Origin of the sequence: Paractinoplanes aksuensis, assembly GCF_024137025.1 — a bacterium.
Classification (GTDB): Bacteria; Actinomycetota; Actinomycetes; order Mycobacteriales; family Micromonosporaceae; genus Actinoplanes; species Actinoplanes aksuensis.
Genome location: NZ_JAMYJR010000011.1, coordinates 1 through 21,348, shown reverse-complemented (window position 1 = coordinate 21,348; position 21,348 = coordinate 1). Strand labels below are relative to the sequence as shown.

General features: G+C 71.7%; 16 protein-coding genes. 8 read left to right on the top strand and 8 right to left on the bottom strand.

Annotated elements, in window-relative coordinates; translation table 11 throughout:
* The first annotated feature begins 8 nt into the window (after window positions 1-8).
* The 4 genes from M1L60_RS11870 to M1L60_RS11855 are packed head-to-tail and all read left to right on the top strand — an operon-like array spanning window position 9 to window position 7,026.
* The gene (locus M1L60_RS11870; RefSeq protein WP_253237423.1) at window positions 9-2,174 is read left to right on the top strand and encodes an RICIN domain-containing protein; all 2,166 of its coding nucleotides are present in this window, start codon (window positions 9-11) and stop codon (window positions 2,172-2,174) included.
* Between the two features lie 39 nt (window positions 2,175-2,213).
* On the top strand, window positions 2,214-3,644 hold the full coding sequence (locus M1L60_RS11865; RefSeq protein WP_253237422.1) for a hypothetical protein: 1,431 nt from the start codon (window positions 2,214-2,216) through the stop codon (window positions 3,642-3,644).
* Window positions 3,645-3,673: 29 nt separating this feature from the next.
* On the top strand, window positions 3,674-4,456 hold the full coding sequence (locus tag M1L60_RS11860; RefSeq protein ID WP_253237421.1) for an FAD binding domain-containing protein: 783 nt from the start codon (window positions 3,674-3,676) through the stop codon (window positions 4,454-4,456).
* Complete coding sequence (locus M1L60_RS11855) at window positions 4,453-7,026, top strand: molybdopterin-dependent oxidoreductase (protein ID WP_253237420.1); 2,574 nt, start codon at window positions 4,453-4,455, stop codon at window positions 7,024-7,026. The genes M1L60_RS11860 and M1L60_RS11855 overlap by 4 nt, the downstream gene beginning before the upstream one ends.
* On the opposite strand, the gene M1L60_RS11850 is transcribed toward M1L60_RS11855, so the two are convergent.
* The 4 genes from M1L60_RS11850 to M1L60_RS11835 form a co-directional block, all read right to left on the bottom strand.
* Window positions 6,980-8,938 (bottom strand): ATP-binding protein, encoded by a 1,959-nt coding sequence (locus M1L60_RS11850; protein ID WP_253237419.1) that lies wholly within the window; start codon window positions 8,936-8,938, stop codon window positions 6,980-6,982. The two genes, M1L60_RS11855 and M1L60_RS11850, sit on opposite strands and share 47 nt — an antisense overlap.
* Window positions 8,935-10,206, bottom strand: coding sequence for a sensor histidine kinase (locus M1L60_RS11845; RefSeq protein WP_253237418.1), 1,272 nt, complete (start codon window positions 10,204-10,206; stop codon window positions 8,935-8,937). The genes M1L60_RS11850 and M1L60_RS11845 overlap by 4 nt, the downstream gene beginning before the upstream one ends.
* A 49-nt stretch (window positions 10,207-10,255) precedes the next feature.
* Window positions 10,256-12,298: a transglycosylase domain-containing protein gene (locus tag M1L60_RS11840; RefSeq protein ID WP_308208452.1), complete on the bottom strand. Its 2,043-nt coding sequence runs from the start codon at window positions 12,296-12,298 to the stop codon at window positions 10,256-10,258.
* A 106-nt stretch (window positions 12,299-12,404) separates the two neighbouring features.
* Entirely contained in the window at window positions 12,405-12,797 is a 393-nt protein-coding gene (locus M1L60_RS11835) for a DnaJ family domain-containing protein (RefSeq protein WP_253237416.1), read from the bottom strand.
* A 77-nt stretch (window positions 12,798-12,874) separates the two neighbouring features.
* Between M1L60_RS11835 and M1L60_RS11830 the strand changes: the two genes are divergently transcribed.
* Window positions 12,875-13,144 carry a DUF2277 domain-containing protein gene (locus M1L60_RS11830; RefSeq protein WP_253237415.1) on the top strand — a complete coding sequence of 90 codons (270 nt, stop codon included), beginning with the start codon at window positions 12,875-12,877 and terminating at the stop codon, window positions 13,142-13,144.
* A gap of 4 nt (window positions 13,145-13,148) precedes the next feature.
* Here M1L60_RS11830 and M1L60_RS11825 read toward each other — a convergent pair whose 3' ends face one another.
* From M1L60_RS11825 to M1L60_RS11805, 4 genes are all read right to left on the bottom strand, one after another.
* The gene (locus M1L60_RS11825) at window positions 13,149-13,853 is read right to left on the bottom strand and encodes a GntR family transcriptional regulator (protein WP_253237414.1); all 705 of its coding nucleotides are present in this window, start codon (window positions 13,851-13,853) and stop codon (window positions 13,149-13,151) included.
* Window positions 13,840-15,450, bottom strand: a complete 1,611-nt coding sequence (gene trpA, locus M1L60_RS47550; protein ID WP_274622874.1) for a tryptophan synthase subunit alpha — start codon at window positions 15,448-15,450, stop codon at window positions 13,840-13,842. Before trpA ends, M1L60_RS11825 begins: the two co-directional genes overlap by 14 nt.
* Window positions 15,447-16,598, bottom strand: a complete 1,152-nt coding sequence (gene trpB / locus M1L60_RS11810) for a tryptophan synthase subunit beta (RefSeq protein ID WP_253237413.1) — start codon at window positions 16,596-16,598, stop codon at window positions 15,447-15,449. Before trpB ends, trpA begins: the two co-directional genes overlap by 4 nt.
* Window positions 16,599-16,683: 85 nt before the next feature.
* Window positions 16,684-17,820 (bottom strand): LolA family protein, encoded by a 1,137-nt coding sequence (locus M1L60_RS11805; RefSeq protein WP_253237412.1) that lies wholly within the window; start codon window positions 17,818-17,820, stop codon window positions 16,684-16,686.
* A gap of 103 nt (window positions 17,821-17,923) precedes the next feature.
* Here M1L60_RS11805 and M1L60_RS11800 point away from each other — a divergent pair, with 103 nt between their 5' ends.
* The 3 genes from M1L60_RS11800 to M1L60_RS11790 all read left to right on the top strand — a co-directional run bounded on the left by M1L60_RS11800 (window position 17,924) and on the right by M1L60_RS11790 (window position 20,919).
* Complete coding sequence (locus M1L60_RS11800; RefSeq protein WP_253237411.1) at window positions 17,924-18,586, top strand: response regulator transcription factor; 663 nt, start codon at window positions 17,924-17,926, stop codon at window positions 18,584-18,586.
* Window positions 18,583-19,938, top strand: a complete 1,356-nt coding sequence (locus M1L60_RS11795) for a sensor histidine kinase (protein WP_253237410.1) — start codon at window positions 18,583-18,585, stop codon at window positions 19,936-19,938. The genes M1L60_RS11800 and M1L60_RS11795 overlap by 4 nt, the downstream gene beginning before the upstream one ends.
* A gap of 228 nt (window positions 19,939-20,166) precedes the next feature.
* Window positions 20,167-20,919: a YcnI family protein gene (locus tag M1L60_RS11790; protein WP_253237409.1), complete on the top strand. Its 753-nt coding sequence runs from the start codon at window positions 20,167-20,169 to the stop codon at window positions 20,917-20,919.
* Window positions 20,920-21,348 lie beyond the last annotated feature (429 nt).

The window sequence follows — 21,348 nt, the reverse complement described above, 5'->3', positions numbered from 1 at the left end:
GAGGACATATGAAGCGAAGAATCCTGGCTACCGTCGTCATCGGCCTGGCCACCGCGACGCTGGGGATCGTCGGCGTGACCGCGGCCCAGGCGGCGACGACCGGAACGATCACCAGTGCGGCCAACGGCAAATGCCTGGACGTGACCAACGGCAGCACGGCCAACGGCAATCAGCCCCAGATGTGGACCTGCTCCCCCGGCGCCAACCAGACCTGGACGCTGGGCGACGACGGCTCGCTGCGCGGCCTCGGCAAGTGCCTCGACGTGGCCAACGGCGCCACCAACGACGGCGCGGTCGTGCACATGTGGGACTGCTTCAACGGCCTGACCAGCCAGCAGTGGACCCTGAACGCGGCCCGCGACCTGATCAACGTCAAGGCCGGCAAGTGCCTCGACATCACCAACAACAACCTGGCCGACGGGGCCAAGCTGCAGCTGTGGACGTGCGGCGGCGGCGCCAACCAGAAGTGGACGATGAGCGGCGGCAGCACTCCACCCCCGACCACGGTTCCGCCCAACCCCAACAACCCCGACCTCGGCCCCAACGTGTCGATCTTCGACCCGTCGATGTCGGCCTCGACCATCCAGAACCGGCTCAACCAGGTCTTCAACCAGCAGGTCGAGAACCAGTTCGGTACGCAGCGGTACGCCCTGCTGTTCAAGCCGGGCAGCTACAGCAACGACGTCAACGTCGGCTTCTTCACCCAGGTCGCCGGGCTCGGTCTCAACCCGGACCAGGTCAACATCAACGGGCACGTGCACGTCGAGGCCGACTGGTGGCACGACGGGTCGCAGAACGCCACGCAGAACTTCTGGCGCTCGGCCGAGGGGCTCAGCGTGACGCCGCCGGACGGGCTCGACCGCTGGGCGGTGTCGCAGGCCGCGCCGTACCGCCGGATGCACGTACGCGGGAACCTGGCTCTGTCCGACGGCGGTTGGTCGTCCGGTGGTTTCATCGCCGACTCCAAGATCGACGGCCAGATCCAGTCCGGCAGCCAGCAGCAGTTCCTCACCCGCAACTCGCAGATGGGCAGCTGGAACGGCTCGAACTGGAACCAGGTCTTCGTCGGCTCGCCCGGCGCCCCGGCCCAGAGCTTCCCCAACCCGCCGTTCACCACGATCGGGCAGACGCCGCTGGTGGCCGAGAAGCCCTACCTGTACGTCGACTCGGCCGGCGCCTACCAGGTCTTCGTGCCCGCCCTGCGCAGCAACACGAGCGGCACGACCTGGGCCAACGGCAACCCGGCGGGCAGTTCGCTGTCGATCAGCACGTTCTACGTCGTCAAGGCCGGTGACACCGCCGCGACGATCAACGCCGCCCTCTCGTCCGGTAAGAACCTGCTGGTCACCCCCGGCGTCTACAACCTCAACGCGCCGCTCAACGTGACCCGGGCCAATACCGTGATCCTGGGTCTGGGCCTGGCCACCTTCGTGCCGACCGGCGGCGTGAACGCGATGAACATCGCCGACGTGGACGGCGTACGCCTGGCCGGGGTGCTCTTCGACGCCGGCACCACCAACTCGAACGTGCTGCTCCAGGTCGGCCCGGCCGGGTCGTCGGCCAACCATGCGGCCAACCCGACCGTGCTCAGCGACGTCTTCGTGCGGGTCGGCGGCTCGATCGCCGGCAAGGCCACGGTCAGCGTCGAGGTCAACAGCGACAACGTGATCGGCGACCACGCCTGGATCTGGCGGGCCGACCACGGCAACAACGGCACGTGGGGCTGGACCCAGAACCCGGGCCGCAACGGCCTGATCGTCAACGGCGACAACGTGACGATGTACGGCCTGTTCGTCGAGCACTATCAGCAGTACCAGACGATCTGGAACGGCAACGGCGGGCGGACGTACTTCTATCAGAACGAGATGCCGTACGACCCGCCGAACCAGGCGGCCTGGATGAACGGCTCGACCCGGGGCTGGGCCGCGTACAAGGTGGCCGACTCGGTCGACACGCACGAGGCGTGGGGGCTGGGCAGCTACTGCTTCTTCAACGTCAACCCGTCGGTGGTCGCGCAGCGGGCGTTCGAGGTGCCGGTCAAGTCGGGCGTGCGGTTCCGCGACATGGTGTCGGTCTCGCTCGGCGGCACCGGCACGATCGTCAACATCATCAACAGCACCGGACCGACCGTGAACGGTGCGCGCAACATGGCTCCGCTGGTCAGCTTCCCGTAACCCGCCCCACGGCCCGGCACCGTCGATGACCATGAAGTCATGCGTCCCCTGTTACGCGTGGAATCGACGGTGCCGGCCGCCGGCCTGGTGACCTTTCTGCTGGTCTTCGGGCTGTTCGGCGGCCCGTCCGACCCGGCCCCGGCCGCGCGCTGGGTCGGGCTGGGCGTCCTGCTCACCCCGGCCCTCACGGTGTACGCCCAGCGGGGCGCGACGGCCTGGGCCGCCGTCCTGGGCGCGGTGCTCTGGACCCCGCTCGCCACCGGTTTCCCCACGGTTCTCGCCGTCTGGGCCTATGCGGCGGTGGCCGTGCTGGTGGCCCGGCTCGACACTCCCCCGGCTCCGCTGCCCGTCCCGCACCGGCGCCCGCCGCCCCCGTACGCGTTGCCCCACGTCGCCGCCCCGGCCGAGGCCGGCGGCTTCGCGCTGCTGGTGCTGTCCGCGGCCGGGGTGGCCTGGGTCGCGGTCGACGACGCCGCCGTGCCCTGGCTGGCCGTCACGATCGCCGCCTTCGGGCTGGGCTGCGCGCTGCTGACCCGGGCCGTCCGGGCCCAGGCCACGCTGCGCCGCCTGTTCAACGAGCCCCAGCCGGTGCATTCGGTGCGGGCCGTCGAGCAGGAGGGCTACGTGCACGTGCTGATCCCGTCGGCGGACGGCCGCACGGCCCGCGAGTTCGCCTTCGACGTGGCCGAGCCGGAACCGGTGCACGACGAGGACGACATCCACACCGAGGCCGCGGTGCTCTACGGCGACCCGCGTCCGGGCGCGTGGTGCGTGCTCGAGGTCGGCGAGCGGCTGCACGTGCCCGTGGGCCCGGTCGGCCCGGTCATCGAGGTGCCGTACGACGTGGTCGAGGGGCTGCCCCGCGAGATCGAGGACGACGAGGAGCAGCTGGTCGACCCGGACTCGCTGCGCCCGGCCGACCGCGACGCCAACGCCTTCCAGCCTCGCGAGCACCGCATCTCCCCGCGCCGGGCGTGGACGGCCACGACCGCCATCGGGCTGGGCGCGGCCCTGGCCCTGGCCGAGGTGGTCCGGTTGGCCGGGCTGCCCCGGACGGCGGTCATCGTGGTCGCCGCCGTGGCCGGCGCGGCCGGTTTCGAGTACGCCTGGCGGACCCAGCTGCGCCCCCGGCTGCGCTGGCACGTGGGCGGGGTGGCCTCGGTCGGCTTCCGCGAACGCACCCGCCAGCCGTGGGCCACCGACAGCGCGATCGTCCACGACGACGAGGGCACCGTGGTGCTGACCGCGGGCGAGGCCGTGCTGACCGTGCCGGTGCCGGCGCCGTGGCCGTCGCGTTCCCACCAGCGCACGGCCGACCAGCTGGTGGCCGCCCTGCGCGACACCCGCATCCGGGCCCTGGAGATCAGCCCGCTGCCGCCCCCGCCCTGGATCGACGCGCCCCGGCGACCGGCCGCGCTGTTCGTGCTGTGGGCGGCAACTGTCGCAGCAACGACATTGATCGTCAGGTAACCGAAACAGGACGCGCGTAGCGTACGACCGTGGACCTGAACACCGTGGCCGAAGTGATCAGCCCAGCTCAGGTGGGCCAGTGGCGGCCGGGCGACGCGTGGCTCGGCGGCGGCACGGCCCTCTTCGGCGAGCCCCGCCCGCATGTGACCCGGCTGCTCGACCTGACCGCGTCCGGCTGGCCCGCCCTGACGCTGAGCGAGGACGGTCTCGAGGTCGCCGCCACCTGCACGATCGCCGAGCTGGCGGCCGGCGGCTACGACATCGCCGAGCGGTGCTGCCACGCCTTTCTGGCCTCCTTCAAGATCTGGAACGTGGCCACCGTGGGCGGCAACCTGTGCGCGGCGCTGCCGGCCGGGCCGATGATCGCGCTGGGGGCCGCGCTCGACGGCACGGTGCTGCTGCAGGGGCCCGAGGGCGAACGCACAGTGCCGGTGGCCGAGTTCGTGACCGGCGAGGGCACGACCGTGCTGCGCGAGGGCGAGCTGCTGCGGTCGATGGCGCTCCCGGCCGAGTCGTTGCGCTCCCGCACGGCGTACCGGCAAGGCTCTTTGCACGCCCACGGCCGCTCGGGCGTGCTGGTGATCGGGCGGGTGACGGCCGAGGGCGGCCTGATGATCACCGTCACCGCGGCCACGAAGCGCCCGTACGTGCTGGTCTTCCCCGAGTGGCCGGGGGCCGAGCTGGTCTCGGTGGCGCTGGCCGAGCGGATCCCGGACGACGCCTACGTCGACGACGTGCACGGGCTCCCGGCCTGGCGGCGGCACCTGACCCGGCTCTACGCGGAGCAGGTGCGGACGGAGCTGACCTCATGATCATCAACGGCGCCCGGCACGACCGCGCACCCCGGCCCGGCCAATGTCTGCGCACCTACCTGCGCGAAGAGGGCTGCTTCGGGGTCAAGAAGGGCTGCGACACCGGCGACTGCGGCGCCTGCACCGTGCACGTCGACGGCGTCCCGGTGCATTCTTGCGTCTACCCCGCCTTCCGCGCGGCCGCCCGCAGCATCACCACCATCGAGGGCCTGGCCGGCGACGACCTGCACCCGGTCCAACAGGCGTTCCTCGACGCCCAGGGCTTCCAATGCGGTTTCTGTACGGCCGGAATGATCATGACAACGGCCGCGCTCACCGACGACCAGCGCGGTGACCTCCCCCGGTCCCTGAAGGGCAACCTGTGCCGGTGCACCGGCTACCGCGCGGTCGCCGACGCCCTGGCGGGCCGGGTCACCGTGACCGAGCCCGCCCCCGGCGCCGCGGTCGGCGCGAGCCTGGGCGCCCCGGCCGGCCCCGACGTGGTCACCGGCCGGGCCCGCTACACGTTCGACCTGGACGTCCCGGGCGTGCTGCACCTCAAGGTGCTGCGCTCGCCGCACGCCCACGCGCGCATCACCGCCGTCCGCACCGAGGCCGCGCTGGCCGTGCCCGGCGTCGAGCTGGTGCTGACCCACGCCGACGCGCCCACCACGTTGTTCTCGACCGCCCGGCACGAGCACGCGACCGAGGACCCGGCCGACACCCGGGTGCTCGACGACGTCGTCCGCTTCGCCGGGCAGCGGGTCGCCGCGGTGATCGCCACCAGCGAGGCCGCGGCCGAGGAGGGCTGCCGCGCGCTCGCCGTCGAATACGAGGTGCTGCCGGCCGTCCTCTCCCCGGCCGAGGCGATGGCCGAGGGCGCGCCCCAGCTGCACCAACTCTCGCCCGGCAACATCGTCGCGGAACGGCACGCCGAACTCGGGGACGTCGAGGCCGGATTCGCCCAGGCCGACAAGGTGTACGAAGAGACGTTCCGGACGCCGCGGGTGCAGCACGCCAGCCTCGAGACGCACGGCGCGGTGGGCTGGCTCGACGACGACGGCCGCCTGGTCGTCCGCACCAGCACGCAGACCCCGTTCCTGACCCGGCGCGCGCTGGCCGTCCTGTTCGACCTCCCGGAAGACAAGGTGCGGGTGATCGCCGCGCGGGTCGGCGGGGGCTTCGGCGGCAAGCAGGAGATGCTGGTCGAGGATCTGGTGGCGCTGGCCGTGCTGCGGCTCGGGCGGCCGGTCAAGCACGAGTACACGCGGGCCGAGCAGTTCACGTCGGCCACCGCCCGGCACCCGTTCACCGTCACCGTCAAGGTGGGGGCGCGGGCCGACGGGACGCTGACCGCGCTCGCGTTGCGGGTCGTGTCGGACACCGGGGCGTACGGGAATCACGGGCCCGCGGTCATGTATCACTCGTGCCACGAGTCGGTGGCGCTGTACCGCTGCGCGAACATGCGGACCGACGCGTGGTGCGTCTACACGAACACCGTGCCGTCGGGGGCGTTCCGCGGCTACGGGCTGGGGCAGGTGTCGTTCGCGGTCGAGTCGGCGCTGGACGAGCTGGCCCGCCGGCTCGGCGTCGACCCGGTCGAGCTGCGTTCTCTCAATGCCGTACGCCCGGGGGACGATCTGACCGCGCCGGGCGACCACGTCGACGACCTGAGCATCGCCTCCTACGGCCTGGATCAGTGCCTCGATCATTTGCGTACGGCCGCCAAGGAGCCCGCCGAGGAAGCGCCGGCGGGATGGCGGGTGGGCGAGGGCATGGCGATCACGATGATCGCGGCCGGGCCGCCGGGCGGGCACCACGCCGACGCGACGGCGACGCTGTTGCCCGACGGGCGGTTCGAGATCGCGGTCGGCACGGCCGAGTTCGGCAACGGCAGCACGACCGTGCACGCCCAGATCGCCGCGGACGCGCTGGGCACAACGCCCGACCGGATCACCGTACGGCAGTCCGACACCGACGTCGTGCGGCACGACACGGGCGCGTTCGCGTCGACCGGCGTGGTCGTGGCGGGCCGGGCGGTGCTGGACGCCGCGCGCGCCCTGCACACGATGATCGGGTCGGGCGCCGCCCGCGCCGGGGAACCGTTGAGCGCGCACGGGCACTGGGCCGGCAGCCCGCGGTCGGTGGCGTTCAACGCGCACTGGTTCCGGGTCGCGGTCGACCCCGACACCGGTGAGCTGCGGATCCTGCGCAGCGTGCACAGCGCCGACGCGGGCACGGTGATGAACCCGTTGCAGTGCCGGGGGCAGATCGAGGGCGGGGTGGCTCAGGCGCTGGGCGCGACTCTGGCCGAACACGTCGACATCGGCGCCGACGGGCGGGTCACGACGACCGGCCTGCGGCAGTACCACCTGCCGACGTACGCCGATGTGCCTTTGACCGAGGTGTTGTTCGCCGAGACCACCGACGCGATCGGGCCGCTGGGCGCCAAATCGATGAGCGAGAGCCCGTTCAACCCGGTGGCGCCGGCCCTGGCCAACGCGGTGCGTGACGCGACCGGCGTCCGCCTGACCGATCTGCCGTTCACCCGCGACCGGATCTGGACGGCTCTGCGAGACGGTTCAGAATGAGCGGCAGCGACATCGTGAACGTGCTGCCCCGGCCCAATTCGGACAGCGCGGTGACCGTGCCGCCGTGGTCGCTGACGATGTTGCGGACGATGGCCAGGCCCAGCCCGTTGCCCTGCACGGCCTGATCCATCGCGTTGGCCGCCCGGTGGAAGGGCGTGAACAACCCGGGCACGTCGTCGGCCGGAATGCCGATGCCGGTGTCGGTGACCGTGACCACGGCCCGTTCGTCGGTGCAGTCGAGGCGGCAGTCCAGATGCCCACCGGGCGCGGTGAACTTGACCGCGTTGTCGAGCAGATTGCGCACGGCCCGTTCCAGCTGGACGGCGTCGCCCCGGACCCAGGCCGGCTCGGTGGCCAGCGTGCAGTCCAGCCCCTTGGCTCGCGCCGCCACGCCCAGCGTGGCGTGCACCTCGCGGACCAGCCGGGCCAGGTCGACCGGCACCGACGCCCCGCCGCGTTCGACCGACCGGTCGAGCAGCAGCAGGTCGGCCACGGTGGCCTCGAGCCGGTGCGCGTTGCGCAGGATCGCCCCCACGCCCCGGGCCTGGGCCGGGGACAGGCCCTGGCGGTGCTCCTCGTCCTCGGCCAGCATCTCGCTGTAGCCGAGGATGCTGGTCAGCGGCGTGCGCAGCTCGTGCGTGACGGTCGCGACGAACACGTTCTTCTGCTCGTCGAGCACCCGCAGCTCGTTGATCAGCCGCGCCTGCCGCAGCCGCAGTCTTTCCTGGTGGGCCGCGTGGTCGATCTCGCGGGCCAGCCCGATGAGCAGACGACGGTCCTCCTCGCGCCACTCCGGACGGTCGGGCCGCACCACGCAGATCAGGCCGGGCGGGCAGCCCGCGTCCCCGCTGAGCGGGACGACGATCCCACCCGGCAGTCCGGCCGGGCGTAGCGAGCCGCCGGGCGCGCACGACCGGGCCTGCTCGATCACCGATTCGTCGAGCGGCGCCGCCCCGGCCGGCCAGTCCACCACGACCGGCAGGCCGGCCTGGATGGTGATCCGGCTGTGCACGGTCGCGGCGGCCAGCGTGGTGCCGATCAGCTCGGCGATCCGCCGCCCGGTGTCGGCCGCCTCCCCCGGTTCCTGCAGTTCGTGGGTGACGGCCTGGCGCAGTTCGCTGCGGGCGGCCCGGGCCCGGTCGGCGCCGATCAGCCGCTCGGTCCCGGCCGCCAGCTCGTTGACCGTGCCGGCCACCGCGCGCAGCTCACCCGGGCCGGACGGGACTACCCGGGCCGACAGGTCGCCCTCGACCAGCCGGCGCAGCGTGAGCCGGATGTGTTCGAGCGGCACGAGCAGGTGCCGCTGGTGCAGCATGGCCAAGCCGAGACCGGCCAGCACGACCAGGGTGGCCAGGCCGGCGAAGAACAGGGCGGCCAGCTGGGAGCTGCCGCGGGCGTCGGCGCCGGCGCTCTGCTCGTAGCTCTCGACCGCGGCGAAGACGTCGGCATTAGCCGTACGCAGCCGGTCGAACAGGTCCTTGCCGCGGGCCGCCCGGGCGTCGTCGGCGTCGGCCACCCCGGCGTTGACGATCGGGATCGCGTAGCCGTAGAGCCAGTCCTCGGCGGCCAGTCGTTCCAGCTGCACCAGCCGGGCCGTCTCCTCGTCGAGCGGATCCTCGTCCAGCCGTTGCAGCGCGCTGAACGCGCCGGCCCGGCCGCTGATATATGGCTCGAGAAACGTGGTCCCGCCGGTCAGCTGGAAGCCGCGGATGCCGGTCTCGGCGTCGGTCATGTACTGCAGCACGGCCCGGTTGGTGTCCCGGGCGACGTCGATGCGCTGGGTGACGCCCTCCTGCCGGACCCGCTGGCGCTCGGTGACGGCGAAGTGGGCCACGATCAGGGTCAGGAAGAGCAGCAGGAGCACGGTGAAGCCGCCCGCGACGCGGTACTTGAGCTTCGTGAACGTCCTCATGACGGCCGGCTCGGCAACAACTTCCGCGCCGGCAGGGTGAAGACGACAGTGGTGCCGCCGCCCGGCGTCTCGGTGGCGGCGATCCGCCCGCCGTGCCGGTCGACGATCCGCTCGCAGGTCGACAGGCCCACCCCGTAGCCCTGGCCCGAGGCCGGGTCGACCTGGGCGAACATCTCGAAGACGCGCTCGCGCTGGGCCGGGGGGATGCCGACCCCGTTGTCGGCCACGGCGACCCGCCACTGGTCGCCGTCGGGGGTGGCGCTGACCTCGACCCGGCACGGCCGGTTGGGCCGGCGGTACTTGAGCGCGTTGCCCAGCAGGTTCTGCAGCAGCTGACGGAGCAGGGTGGGGTCGGCCTCGACCTCGGGCAGCTCCGGGGAGACGGCCACGGTCGCACCGTCGAGGTGGGCCCGCAGGTCGGTGAGCGCCTGTTCGGTGATCTCACCCAGGTCGGTGCGCTCGGCCCGCAACGGCGCGTGGCCGGCCCGGGCGTAACTCAGCAACGACGTGATCAGGCGGTGCATCCGGCCGACGGCGCGCACGGCCGAGCCGATCCACTGCTCCGACTGCTCGTCCTTTCCCCGTACGCCCTCCTCCAGCAGTTCCAGGTAGCCGTGGACCACGGTCAGCGGGGCGGCCAGGTCGTGGCTGACCACGCCCGCGAACTGCTCCAGCTCGTGGTTGGACCGGCGCAGCTCGACGATGGTGGCGGCCCGCTCGGCGTGCGCCCGTTCCAGTTCGTCGTGCTGCTGGCGCACCTCGGCCGCCAGCTCGGCGTTGAGCCGGGCCTGGCGCCGGCACTCGAACAGGCCCAGCAACACCTGGGCCAGGTCGCGCAGCCGATCGATCTGCTGGTCGGTGAGCTCATGGCGCTTCTCGTCGAACACGCAGAGCGAGCCCAGCGCGTAGCCCTGGGGCGTGACCAGCGGCGCCGAGAAATAGAACCGCACCTTGCCCAGCAGACCGGTCACCCACGGGTTGAACGCGTAGGCCAGGTCGAGGCTGGCGTCGGGCAGATACGTGACCTGACCGGTCTCGAACCGCACGGCGCACATCGAGTCGGAGCGGGCCGAGTCGCTGCCCGCGAAACCGGTGGTGGTGAGCTGGCACTGCCGGTTCTCGTCGATCAGGTTGAGCGTTCCGAACGGCACGCCGGCCACCTGGGCGGCCACCCGCACCACGGCTTCCAGCTCGTCCCCGGCCGGCATGTCGAGCAGCTCGTACTCGTGCAGGGCGGTCAGTCGTCGCTGCTCGCGGGCGGCGGTCACAGGGTTCAGTTCGGCAGGTAACGCATTCCCGCTGAGCTTCCGGCCAAAATCAGCCGCCGTACGCCTGGGCGGCGCTCGGCGGGGTGAACCCGGCGTACGTCGCATTGCCGACCGCGGCACGCAGGGTTCGCGCGACGGCGGTGACCACGCGCGACTCGACCCCGCGGCCCACCCCGTCGGACGGGTCCACCGGGTCGTTGGCGATGCCGGCCGCGGCCATCGTGGGCGTGAAGCCGACGAACGTCTCGGTGCGGTTGTCCTCGGTGCTGCCCGTCTTGCCGGCCACGTCGAGCCCGCCGAACATGCCCGCGACCTGCTCGGCGGTGCCACCGTCGCATTTCCCGTACGCACTCTGCTGACCCACCGGGCAGCGGGCCGCATCGGTGGCGGCCCGCGCAATCCGCGGGTCGAGCACCTGCCGGCAGCTCGCGGTGACCTTACGGCCGTCGATCTCGGCCACGGGCAGCGGCGCGCAGTAAATGCCGTCGGCCGCCACCGTCGCGTAGGCCGAGGCCAGCTCGAGCGGGGTGGTGTCGACCACGCCGAGGGTGAACGAGCCCCAACTGTCCGGGCTCGCGGCCAGCTCAGCGTCGGACGGCGAACTGAAGCTGATGCCGAGCCGCCGCGCCATCGCGACCACGGCGGCCGGGCCGACCTGCTCCTCGAGGTGAACGAAGTACGTGTTCACCGACCGGCCGAACGCGTCCCACATCGTGCGGTGGCCGTCCATCCAGGCCGGGTTGTCGTTGCCCGGGCAGTACCGGCCGTCGCAGTTGCCCGGGCCGTTGTCGGGCCACTCGGTGACCAGCTTCGCGGGCGCGTCGTAGTCCGTGCTCAGCGGCATACCGGCCTCCAGCGCGGCCAGCATGGTGAACATCTTGAAGGTCGAGCCGGACGGATAGCCGTTGATCCCGCTACCCCCGCTGACCAGGGGATTCACGGTGCTCTTCTTACCCGTGCCGTCCTTCTCACCCGCGCCGGTCTTCTCAGCCGTGCCGTAGACGCGGTTGACGGCGAGCGCCAGCACCTGGCCGGTGCCCGGCTGCACGACGGCGATGGGCAGGGTCTTCTTGTTGCCGAGCCCGTAGACGCGGCGGGACTGCTTGGCCGCGACCTTCTGCACGTCAGGGTCGAGCGTGGTGACGACGTTGTAGCCGCCCCGGCGCAGCGCATCCTCGCGCGCTGCCTTCGTGGCGCCGAACTGGGCCTGGCCGTCCCACCAGCGCTCGAAATAGTCGCAGAAGAACCCCCAGGCGTCGGCCTGCCCCGAGGCGTCGACACAACCGTTGGGCTGGGTGGCGCCCGAGTACGTGAGCTTCTCGGCCGCGGCCCGGTCGTGCTGGGCCCGGGTGATCGTGCCGGCCTTGAGCATCGCGTCGAGCACGTAGCCCTGACGCACCTCGGCCGCGGTCTTGTCGCCGCTGACCGGGTTGTCGGCGTCGGGCGACTGGACGATTCCGGCGATCAGGGCGGCCTGGGCCAGGTCGAGCCGGGCCGGGGTGACCCCGAAGATCCGGCGGGCGGCGGCCTCGACCCCGTAGGCGCCGTCGCCGAAGTACACAATGTTCAGGTAGTTCTGCAGGATCTGCTGCTTGGTCAGGCGGTGCTCGAGCTCCACGGCGTACTCGATCTCGCGCAGCTTGCGCCCCGGGGTGTCCGCGGTCGCGGCGGCCCGCTCGGCCGGGTCTTCCTTGAGCACGTTGCGCACCAGCTGCATGGTGATCGTCGAGGCGCCCTGCCCCGCGTGCCCGCTGCGCGCGTCGGAGGCCAGCGCGCGGGCCACACCCTTGAGGTCGACACCGCCGTGCTCGAAAAACCGAGTGTCCTCGGCAGCGACGATGGCCTGCTGCATCACCGGCGCGATCTGCCCCAGCGTGACGTCATGCCGATCCTCGTCGTAGAACGTGGTGATCAGCGTCCGCCCGTCGTTCGCATAAACCCGGGTGAGCTGCGCGGCAGGCGGCTCCAACAGCTGCGCGGGGAGGTCGGCCCGCTGCCGCCGGCTCCACTGCGCACCGGACCGCAGCACCGCCCCGACCGGAATCGCCGACAACCCGACCAGGGCCCCCACCAGCACCAACAGCCCGCCCAAGCGAGCAGCTCTCCCCATCACCCCCAAGTCGATAACACCGTTATCTGAAAGCAACCTGGAATCCGCCCCGCTCCCCCCGGTGGCAACCGTCACACCGCTTCGCCGCTCAGCAGGCCGGGCGGCGTTCCTGCCAGGCGGCGACCACCTGGTCGGCGTCGAGGGGCGGGAGGATCACGGGCGGCCCGTCCATCAGACCGATGTTGGCTTTGCCGATGCGCTCGTTGAGGGCGGCGACGTAGTCGCGCACCTCAAGCTCGGACCGCAGACGATCGACCTTGTCGTCGAGGTCCTCGGTCTCCCGCCGCAGGGCCAGGGTGGGCGGAATGACCCCGGCGGTAGCGCCCTCGCGCTCCAGCCAGTCCTTCACCCACCAGTCGTCCTCGTACTCCCCGCCGTGCCCGCGGAGCGGTTTGCCCTTCCCGGGCAGATTGTCGAACTCGCCGCGCTCAGCCGCCTCACGAAGCTGCCGATCGATCGACGACTCGTACCAGTGCGCCATGAACCCATCGTATTTCGTCGCACCCGTGACGTAGCTTGGCAGAAGTCCCGCCCCAGCTCCCCCGGAGGTCGTCCGCCGTGTGCCGCAACATCCACCAGCTGCACAACTTCGAGCCCCCCGCCACGGGCGACGAGATCCACGCCGCCGCTCTGCAATACGTGCGCAAGGTCGCCGGCAGCACCCGCCCGTCCCAGGCCAACCAGGCCGCCTTCGACCAGGCCGTGGCCACGATCGCCGCCGCCACCGCCACCCTGCTCGAAGAACTGGTCACCACAGCCGCCCCCAAAAACCGCGAGGAAGAGGCAGCCAAGGCCCGAGCAAGAGCCGAAAAACGCTACGCCAGCTGACGGGTCAGCCCAGCTGGACCCACTGCATGGAGAGCCCACTGACCTCACGCTCGGTCCGGATCTCCATCATGGAGCCGAGAATTGTGGCGCGATCCGCCACGAGCACCCGATCGTCGAGCCCGTAGGTGACCCGCTCGGAGTGGAAAGCGGGCGTGCCCAGCGGCTGCCGCAGCAGGGTGGCGCTGGCCTGATCGAGAACGCCCGGCCGCAACGCCTCGCCCGCGCGGTGAACGGCAATGCCGTGCTCCGCCAGCGCGGCATAGAGCGAGACCCCGCTGAGGTCAGTCTCGGCCAGTTCCAACCCATGGATCCACGACACCTGATGCACGGCCGGGTGCCCGGCCAGCAGCCGCAGACGTTCCAGCCGGACGGCAGGATCGGCATCCCCGAAGTGCGCCGCCGCCCACGCCGGCGGCTGGGCCACGGTCTGCCCAAGAATCTGGGTCGTGACCAGGTGCCCCTGAGCCCGCAGGTCTTCGGCAAAGCCTCGCAGCGAGTCGAGCCGATAGGCCGCCCGCGGCTCAGCCACGAACGTGCCACGGCCCGGCTGCTGCGAGAGCAGCCCATCGTCCTCGAGCTGCTGAAGCGCCTGCCGCAACGTAGCCAGCGTGACGCCGTAACGCGCGCTCAACTCTTTCTGCGGCGGCAGAGCCACCCCCGGCGACAGCTCCCCGCCCCGGATCTTGCTGCTCAGGTCATCGGCGATCACCCGATACTTCGGCGTACGCGGTGCGGTCAGCGGAAGCCTCCTCGTCCAGGGCATCAAGGGCGCCACGCAACACCGCCACCTCTGCACCCAGCTCCAGCGGCGTGGCCCCCTCCAGCACCCTACGCATCAGAGCCGACCCCACCACAACACCATCCCCCGCACGCCCCGCCGCGGCGACTTGTTCCACCCCCGAGATCCCGAACCCCACCAACACCGGCACCCAACCACCAGCCCGCCCGAAGGTGAGCCCATGGGGGTCGAGGGCGGACCGATCTTCCCCCGCCCGCGCCGCTCGCCCCGCCACTTCTGCCCGCGCCATCTGCCCTGCCGAACCCTGCACTGCTCCTGCAAGGTCGATGGCCTCGCCTGCCTGCACCGCCTCGGACGCCGGCACCATCTGCACCGCCTGCCCTGCCTGCACCACCTGGCCTGCCTGCACCACCTGGCCTGCCTGCACCACCTGGCCTGCCTGCACCACCTGGCCTGCCTGCGCCACCTGGCTTGTCTGGCCGGCCCGCGTCGTCGCCGGCTGCGATGCTTCTGCGAACTGCGGAAACTGAACCGCCTGGGCTGCTTTGATGCGGGCGGCGACGGTGGCGGCCGACGAGGCGAGGGAGGCACGCTCGCCCGTGGTGCCCATGTGGCTGATCGCGTAGATGTAGCCGCGGCTGCGGGCGACGATCTCGGCCAGCCGGTCGTCGGGGGTGACCGGGGCGACGAGCAGGGTGAGCTCGATTCCGGCGGCCGCCGCGGCTGCCTCGACCCCACCCGCCTCATCGAGCGGCAGGTCGGGCACGATCAGCCCGCTGAAGCCGGTGTCGGCCAGTTGGCGGCAGAAAGCGGCCGGGCCCGGGCGGAACACCAGGTTCGAGTAGATGAAGGCGATCAGCGGCACGCGCACCCGGTCGCGCACGTCGTGCAGCTCGCGCAGGATCGACGCCACCGTGACGCCGCGCGCGAGCGCCTGGTCGGAACTCCGCTGCACGGTGACCCCGTCGAGCATCGGGTCGGAGAACGGGAACCCGACCTCGATCGCGTCCGCCCCGGCGTCTTGCATCGCGAACAGATATTCGAGCCAGTTCTCGGTCACGCCCGCGGTCAGATAGGGCACGAGCAGCTTGCGCGCTCGCCGGCCACCGCCCTCGGCCGGAGCGCTGGCGGGCCGACCGTCGGCTGCGTCATCAGGTGCCGGCTCTTCACAACCGTCCGGCACCGATTCCCCGCGCCCGTCAGAGACGGCCAGGCGCCGTCGGCTCTGCGATGCGTTGGGTTCGTCGTCGCCGAGAACGGCGGGCTGCCGTTGCGCGCGGGTGTCTTGTGGCTCGGGAACAGGGCGCGCGTCGGCTTGCGCCGCCGGTCGGCCGTACAGCTGGCCTACCGCTGGGCCGCCGTCGAACTCGGGCTCGGCCGACCGGCCTTGGAATCCGCCCACCGCGCGGCCACCGCGAGAGCCGGATGTTGCCTGGACGGCGACTGCGCCCGGCTCGTCATGCGGACGCTCGGGGCAAGCTGGCGCTTCGAGCTGGGCCTGCAGGCGGTGGTGGGCGGGGTGGGCCGGGCCCAGGAGGCTGCGGCCGGCCGGCTGGGGGCGGGTCATGCGACTGCCCCCAGGGTGACCATGTCTTTGTCGCCTCGGCCGGAAAGGGTGAGGACCACGCGGGAGCCGGTGGGCAGCAGCGGGGTGCCCGCCTCGCGGAGGACCCAGGCGACCGCGTGGGCCGACTCGAGGGCGCAGATGATGCCCTCGGCGCGGGCCAGGCGCTGGACGGCGAGGATCACCTCGTCGTCTTTCACCGAGTGGTACTCGGCACGGCCGATGGCGCCCAGGTGGGCGTGTTCCGGGCCGATGCCGGGGTAATCGAGGCCGGCGGCGATCGACTCGGCCTCGGCGACCTGACCCTCGGCATCTTGCAGGACCATCGAGCGGGCGCCGTGCACCACACCCGGCGCACCGGCCGACATCGCGGCCCCGCCGGCGGCCTCGACGCCGATCAGGCGGGCCGAGGTGTCGGCGAAACCGGCGAACGTGCCGGCCGCGTTGGAGCCGCCCCCGACGCAGGCCACCACCGCGTCGGGCACCTGGGTGACCTGACGGCGGGCCTCGTCGCCGATCACGCGTTGCAGCTCGCGGACCAGCCACGGGTAGGGGTGGGGGCCGCCGACGGAGCCGAGCAGGAAGTGGGCCTCGTCGACGTCGGCCACCCAGGCTCGCATGGCCTCGTTCGTCGCGTCCTTCAACGTGCGGCTGCCGGTGGCGACCGGGACGACGCGCGCGCCCAGCGTGGTCATGCGCAGAACGTTTAGCTGCTGCCGCTCGATGTCGCGCTCACCCATGTAGACGGTGGCCTCGAGGCCGAGCAGCGCGGCCGCGGTGGCCGCGGCGACCCCGTGCTGGCCGGCGCCCGTCTCGGCGATGATGCGGCGCTTGCCCATGCGGCGCGCCAGCAGGCCTTGGCCGAGCACGTTGTTGATTTTGTGGCTGCCTGTGTGGGCCAGGTCTTCGCGCTTCAACAGCAACTCGATGCCGAGCTCGGCGGAGAGGCGGCGGGCGGGCGTGAGCGGAGTGGGGCGACCGGCGTAGACGGCGAGCAGATCGTCGAGCTCGGCCCGGAACAGCGGATCGGCCCAAGCCTCGCGGAAGGCCGCGGCCAGGGCGCCGCACGCGGGGACCAGGGACTCGGGAACGAACCGGCCGCCGAAATCGCCGAAGCGACCGGCGGCCGGCTCATCAATCAGGGTGGACATTGCAGCCGCCTCCAAAAGTTCTAGAACTCTCCTCGGCAGTGTTGCATAACGCCGACGAGAGTTCTAGAACTATGGGGTGACTACCTCACTTCTTGCCGGCCGCCTCGTAGAGCGACTCCGGAGCGACCGCACCGGCGAAGACCCGGCCGTCGTCCGTCAGCAGCACGCTGAAGAGCGATCCGCTGAACAGCCGGCCCTTGCCCCAGGTGCCGCTCGCCTCCGGCAGCATGCCCAGCACGCCCTGAGCCTCACTCGAAGACGCGTCGGTGGCGGGCAGCTTGGCGGTCAGGATCGACGCCCAGCCCTCCCCGACCACCTTCATGTCGCCCCCGGCCGCGCCGGGCTTACCCGCGCGGGCCGCCGGCGGCAGCGCCTTCTCGTGCTCCTTGGCCGCCTTCTCGGCGTCCTTCTCGAGCTGGCCGACGTTCGACTCGGTCACCTTCGCCCCGGGCGGCGGGTTGAAGGCGAACTGCTGCGCGTCCGGCGTCTCAAAGCTGACCTGCGTGAACGCCACCCGGACGGCGGGGCTGGTCGCGTTCTTGGCATACACGTCGACCCGCAGCGGAATGTGCTTCTCGGCGTCGATGGCCAGGCGCACCTGCCCGATCAGCGACTGCGTCGCCTTGGGGCTGAGCACCAGCTCATAGGCGTCCCGGTCGGCCACCTTGGCCGCGCCGGTCGTGGTGACCTTGGTGCTGTCGTCGATCGCCGCCAGCGCCGCGTCGGCCGCGTCCTGCGGCGTCGTCGGCACGCCGGTCGGCAGCGCCTGCGGCTTCTTGCCCGCCTCGGCCGGCACCTTCAGGTGCGTCGCCGTGTTGCCCTTGCTCTGCCAGAGCCACACGTCCGAGCCGTTGCGGATGACGTCGGTCTCGCCCGAGGTGCCGACCAGGGCGAGCCGCGCCTTGTCCTCGCCGGCGTACCAGACCCGCGCGGTGTTGCTGCCCGCCACGAGGCTGAGCAGACCGGCGTCGGCCGACGCCCCGTCGGTGATCCCCTGGATCTTGGGCAGACCCAGATCGGCACTCTGCACGATGGTGCCGGAGAGCCCGTCGACCTTGGCGTTCTGCAGGTCGACGAGCAGTTGAGCCGCGCTGCGCTCGGGCAGCGACGGGTCGGCGCTGGCCACGATCGTCCCCGCCGCGGCGCCACCGCCGATGACGACCACTGCCGCAGCCGACGGCACGAGCCAGCGGAGCGCCGGCCTTGACCTGAACACGGACACGATGTCCACCTCCCGTTGATCTGCCACAAGAGTGCGTCAACGCCGCTGTGACCGGGCTGAGAGGAGCCCCTAGGGGTGGCCCCGCACATGCCAAGGTAGAGGAGTGCGGTTGCTGGTAGTAGAGGACGAGGCGCGCCTGGCGGCGGCGCTTCAGCGTGGGTTGCAGGCCGAGGGTTTCGCGGTCGACGTGTCGGGCGACGGCCAGGACGGGCTCGAGATGGCCCGGCACGGCGGTTACGACGCCATGATCCTGGACGTGATGCTGCCGAGGTTGAGCGGCTATCGCGTCGTGCGACAGTTGCGGGCCGAGCAGAACTGGGTGCCCGTGCTGATGTTGTCGGCCAAGGACGGCGAGTACGACCAGGCCGACGGCCTCGATTGCGGGGCCGACGACTATCTGACCAAGCCTTTCTCGTACGTGGTTCTGCTGGCCCGCTTGCGGGCGTTGCTCCGCCGCGGCGTGCACGAGCGCCCGACGGTGCTCAGCCACGGCGAAATCGAGCTCGATCCGGCGGAGCGTCGCGTCACCGTGGCCGGTCAGGAGGTCGCACTCACGGCCCGTGAGTTCGCCCTGCTCGAATACCTGCTGCGGCGTCCGGGCCAGGTGGTCAGCAAGATCGAACTGCTCGACCACGTGTGGGACGCGGCCGACGAGACCGCGCCCAACGCCGTCGAGGTGTACGTGGGCTACGTGCGCCGCAAGATCGGCCGGGAACGGCTGGAGACTGTCCGCGGCGCGGGCTACCGCCTGGCCACGATGCCGTGAAGCGCCCGAGCGAGATCAGTCTGCGGGCCCGGCTCGTCCTGGTCTCGGTGCTCGGGCTGACCGCGGGGCTCGCCCTGGGCGGCGTCCTGCTGGTCGGGGTGCTCAACTTCGCCCTCCTGCGCGCGGTCAACACCGAGGCGCTCGAGACCGCGCGGGGCGTGGCCAAGCTGGTCGACCAGAAGTCGCTGAGCGAGCGCATCGAGGCCAACCCGGCCATGCAGGTGCAGGTCATCGACGCTCAAGGCCGCGTGCTGGCCCTGTCGCCGGGGGCCGACCGGCTGACGCCCATGCTCTACGCGGACGAGCTGCGCGACCTCGGCGACGGCCAGGTGCGCGACATCCCGGGCAGCCGGATCGGGCTGGTCGGCGGGGGCGCGCGGGTGGTCATGGTGACCGCGGGGCCGCCCACCGACCCGGTGCGGGTGCTGGTCGCGCGCTCGACCAACGACCTGAGCCAGGGTGTGCACATCCTGCGGCTGGCCCTGCTGGTGACGTTCCCGCTGCTCATCACGCTGCTGGCGGTCGTGCTGTGGCGGGTGCTGGGGGCCGTGCTGCATCCGGTCGACGCGCTGCGGGCCGGGGCCGAAGAGATCACCGGGGGTACGCGCGAGGGCCGCCTGCCCGTGCCGGAGTCCCGCGACGAGATCCATCGCCTGGCGGTCACCCTGAACGGCATGCTGCACCGGCTCGAGTCGGCCCGGGTGCGGCAGCGGGCCTTCGTCGCCGACGCGGCGCACGAGCTGCGCAGTCCACTGACCAATATGCGTACGGAATTGGAAGTGGCCCAACGCCTGCCGGACAACGACTGGCAAGCGTTGTCGAACGACCTGCTCACCGACGTCGACCGGCTCAGCCGGCTCGTCGACGACCTGTTGCTGCTGGCCCGCGCGGACGACGGCGGCGGACGGGCCATCTCGGCCCCGTTCCGCTCGGTCGACCTCGGCACGCTGGTCGGCGACGTGGCCGACCGCTACCCGACGGTCACCTATGTGCGGCCGTCGGCGCCGATGGAGGTCACCGGCGAGCCGGACGCGCTGGGCCGGGTGGTCGCGAACCTGCTCGACAACGCCGTACGGCATGCGAAGTCGCAGGTGCAGGTGGCCGTCACGGCCAACGGGACGCATCGGCTGATCACCGTGACCGACGACGGGCCGGGCATTCCGGCGGCCGACCGCGAGCGCGTGTTCGACCGGTTCACCCGGCTCGACGACGCGCGGGCGCGGGACGCGGGCGGGTCCGGGCTGGGGCTGGCCATCGTCCGGGAACTCGTGCGCAGGCACGGCGGCACGGTCGGGCTGGGCGACGCCGGGCCCGGGCTGCGGGTCGACGTACGGCTGCCCGCACTCCGGTGAACTGGCACGTCGGCCCGACCAGGTCCACAAAACCGGCTCGGGCGCGCTGCGGGTCAACCCGGCGCCGGTTGCCGGGGCTGACACCGCTGGGGCCGCTGGCGCCGCTGGGGCCGATGTGCGACAGGCCAAACTTTCTGGATATTGCCGGGAACTAATCTGCGGTGGGGAACGACCAACTACGAATGCCCAGCTCTTTGGGCTAGTCCCCCTGCGGAAGGTTCGACAAGGATGTCCCTGATCAAGCGCTCGGCACTGGTGGGCGCGGCTGTCGCCGGCCTCACCCTGGCCCTGGCCACGCCGGCCGCCGCTCACGTCACGGTGAACCCCGACACCGCGGCCGCCGGCGGATACGCCAAGGTCACCTTCCGGGTGCCCAACGAGTCCGACAGCGAATCGACGACCAAGGTCGAGGTCAACCTGCCGGCCGACAAGCCGGTCGCGTCGGTGTCGGTGAAGCCGGTCAACGGCTGGGACGTGGCCACCACGGTCTCGAAGCTCGACAAGCCGCTCGAGGCGCACGGCGCGCAGATCACCGAGGCCGTCTCGAAGATCACCTGGACGGCCAAGGCCGGCAACGAGGTCAAGCCGGGCCAGTTCCAGGAGTTCGACGTCTCGATGGGCCCGCTCCCCGCGTCCGGCGACATGATCTTCAAGGCGCTGCAGACCTACTCCGACGGCAACGTCGTGCGCTGGATCGACGAGCCGACCACCGACGGCACCGAGCCCGAGTCGCCGGCCCCGGTCCTGAAGATCGGCGCCGCGGCCGCCGAGGGCGCCGACACCCCCGCTGCGGCTCCCACCGCTACTGCCGCTGCCGAGTCCGCTGTCGGCGACGACGAAGGCGGCTCGAACGCGTTCGGCATCGCCGGCCTGGTGGCCGGCGTGCTCGCCCTGATCGTCGCCATGCTGGCCTACGCCCGCTCGGGCCGCCGCCCCGAGCCCGCGACCGCCCCCGCAAAGGCACCCGCCACCGACAAGTAAGCCAACCGAAACGATCCGTCTCGTCTCGTGAAAGCCGCACGCACAGTGGCCAACGCTCACAAGACGAGACGGATCGTTTCGCCATAGACCCCGCCCTCGATGCAGCGCTCTGCGAAACGAAACGGATCGTCTCTGCGGAGCCGGAGCTTCAATGCGCGGCGTGTGCGTGACGAAACGGATCGTCTCGCCATAACGGCGCCCAGACGGGCGGGCATTTACAAGACGAGACGAATCGTCTCGCCATAGACGCCGCCGAAGGTGCGGGTGGTTGCGATACGAAACGGATCGTCTCCTCACGGTGTGGCCGCGTGCGGCGATACGGCGAAGGCGGACGCGGACGCGGACGGATGAACGCGGGCCGATGAGCGCGGCTTCGCGAAACGAAACGGACCGTCACGCCACAGCCGCCACCCACAACGCGAAGCCTTA

Excerpts from the sequence above, each read along its gene's own strand:
- M1L60_RS11870 (WP_253237423.1), top strand. The coding sequence starts at position 9 with ATGAAGCGAAGAATCCTGGCTACCGTCGTCATCGGCCTGGCCACCGCG.
- M1L60_RS11865 (WP_253237422.1), top strand. The coding sequence starts at position 2,214 with ATGCGTCCCCTGTTACGCGTGGAATCGACGGTGCCGGCCGCCGGCCTG.
- M1L60_RS11855 (WP_253237420.1), top strand. The coding sequence starts at position 4,453 with ATGATCATCAACGGCGCCCGGCACGACCGCGCACCCCGGCCCGGCCAA.
- M1L60_RS11850 (WP_253237419.1), bottom strand. The coding sequence starts at position 8,938 with ATGAGGACGTTCACGAAGCTCAAGTACCGCGTCGCGGGCGGCTTCACC.
- M1L60_RS11835 (WP_253237416.1), bottom strand. The coding sequence starts at position 12,797 with ATGGCGCACTGGTACGAGTCGTCGATCGATCGGCAGCTTCGTGAGGCG.
- trpA (WP_274622874.1), bottom strand. The coding sequence starts at position 15,450 with ATGACCCGCCCCCAGCCGGCCGGCCGCAGCCTCCTGGGCCCGGCCCAC.
- trpB (WP_253237413.1), bottom strand. The coding sequence starts at position 16,598 with ATGTCCACCCTGATTGATGAGCCGGCCGCCGGTCGCTTCGGCGATTTC.
- M1L60_RS11790 (WP_253237409.1), top strand. The coding sequence starts at position 20,167 with ATGTCCCTGATCAAGCGCTCGGCACTGGTGGGCGCGGCTGTCGCCGGC.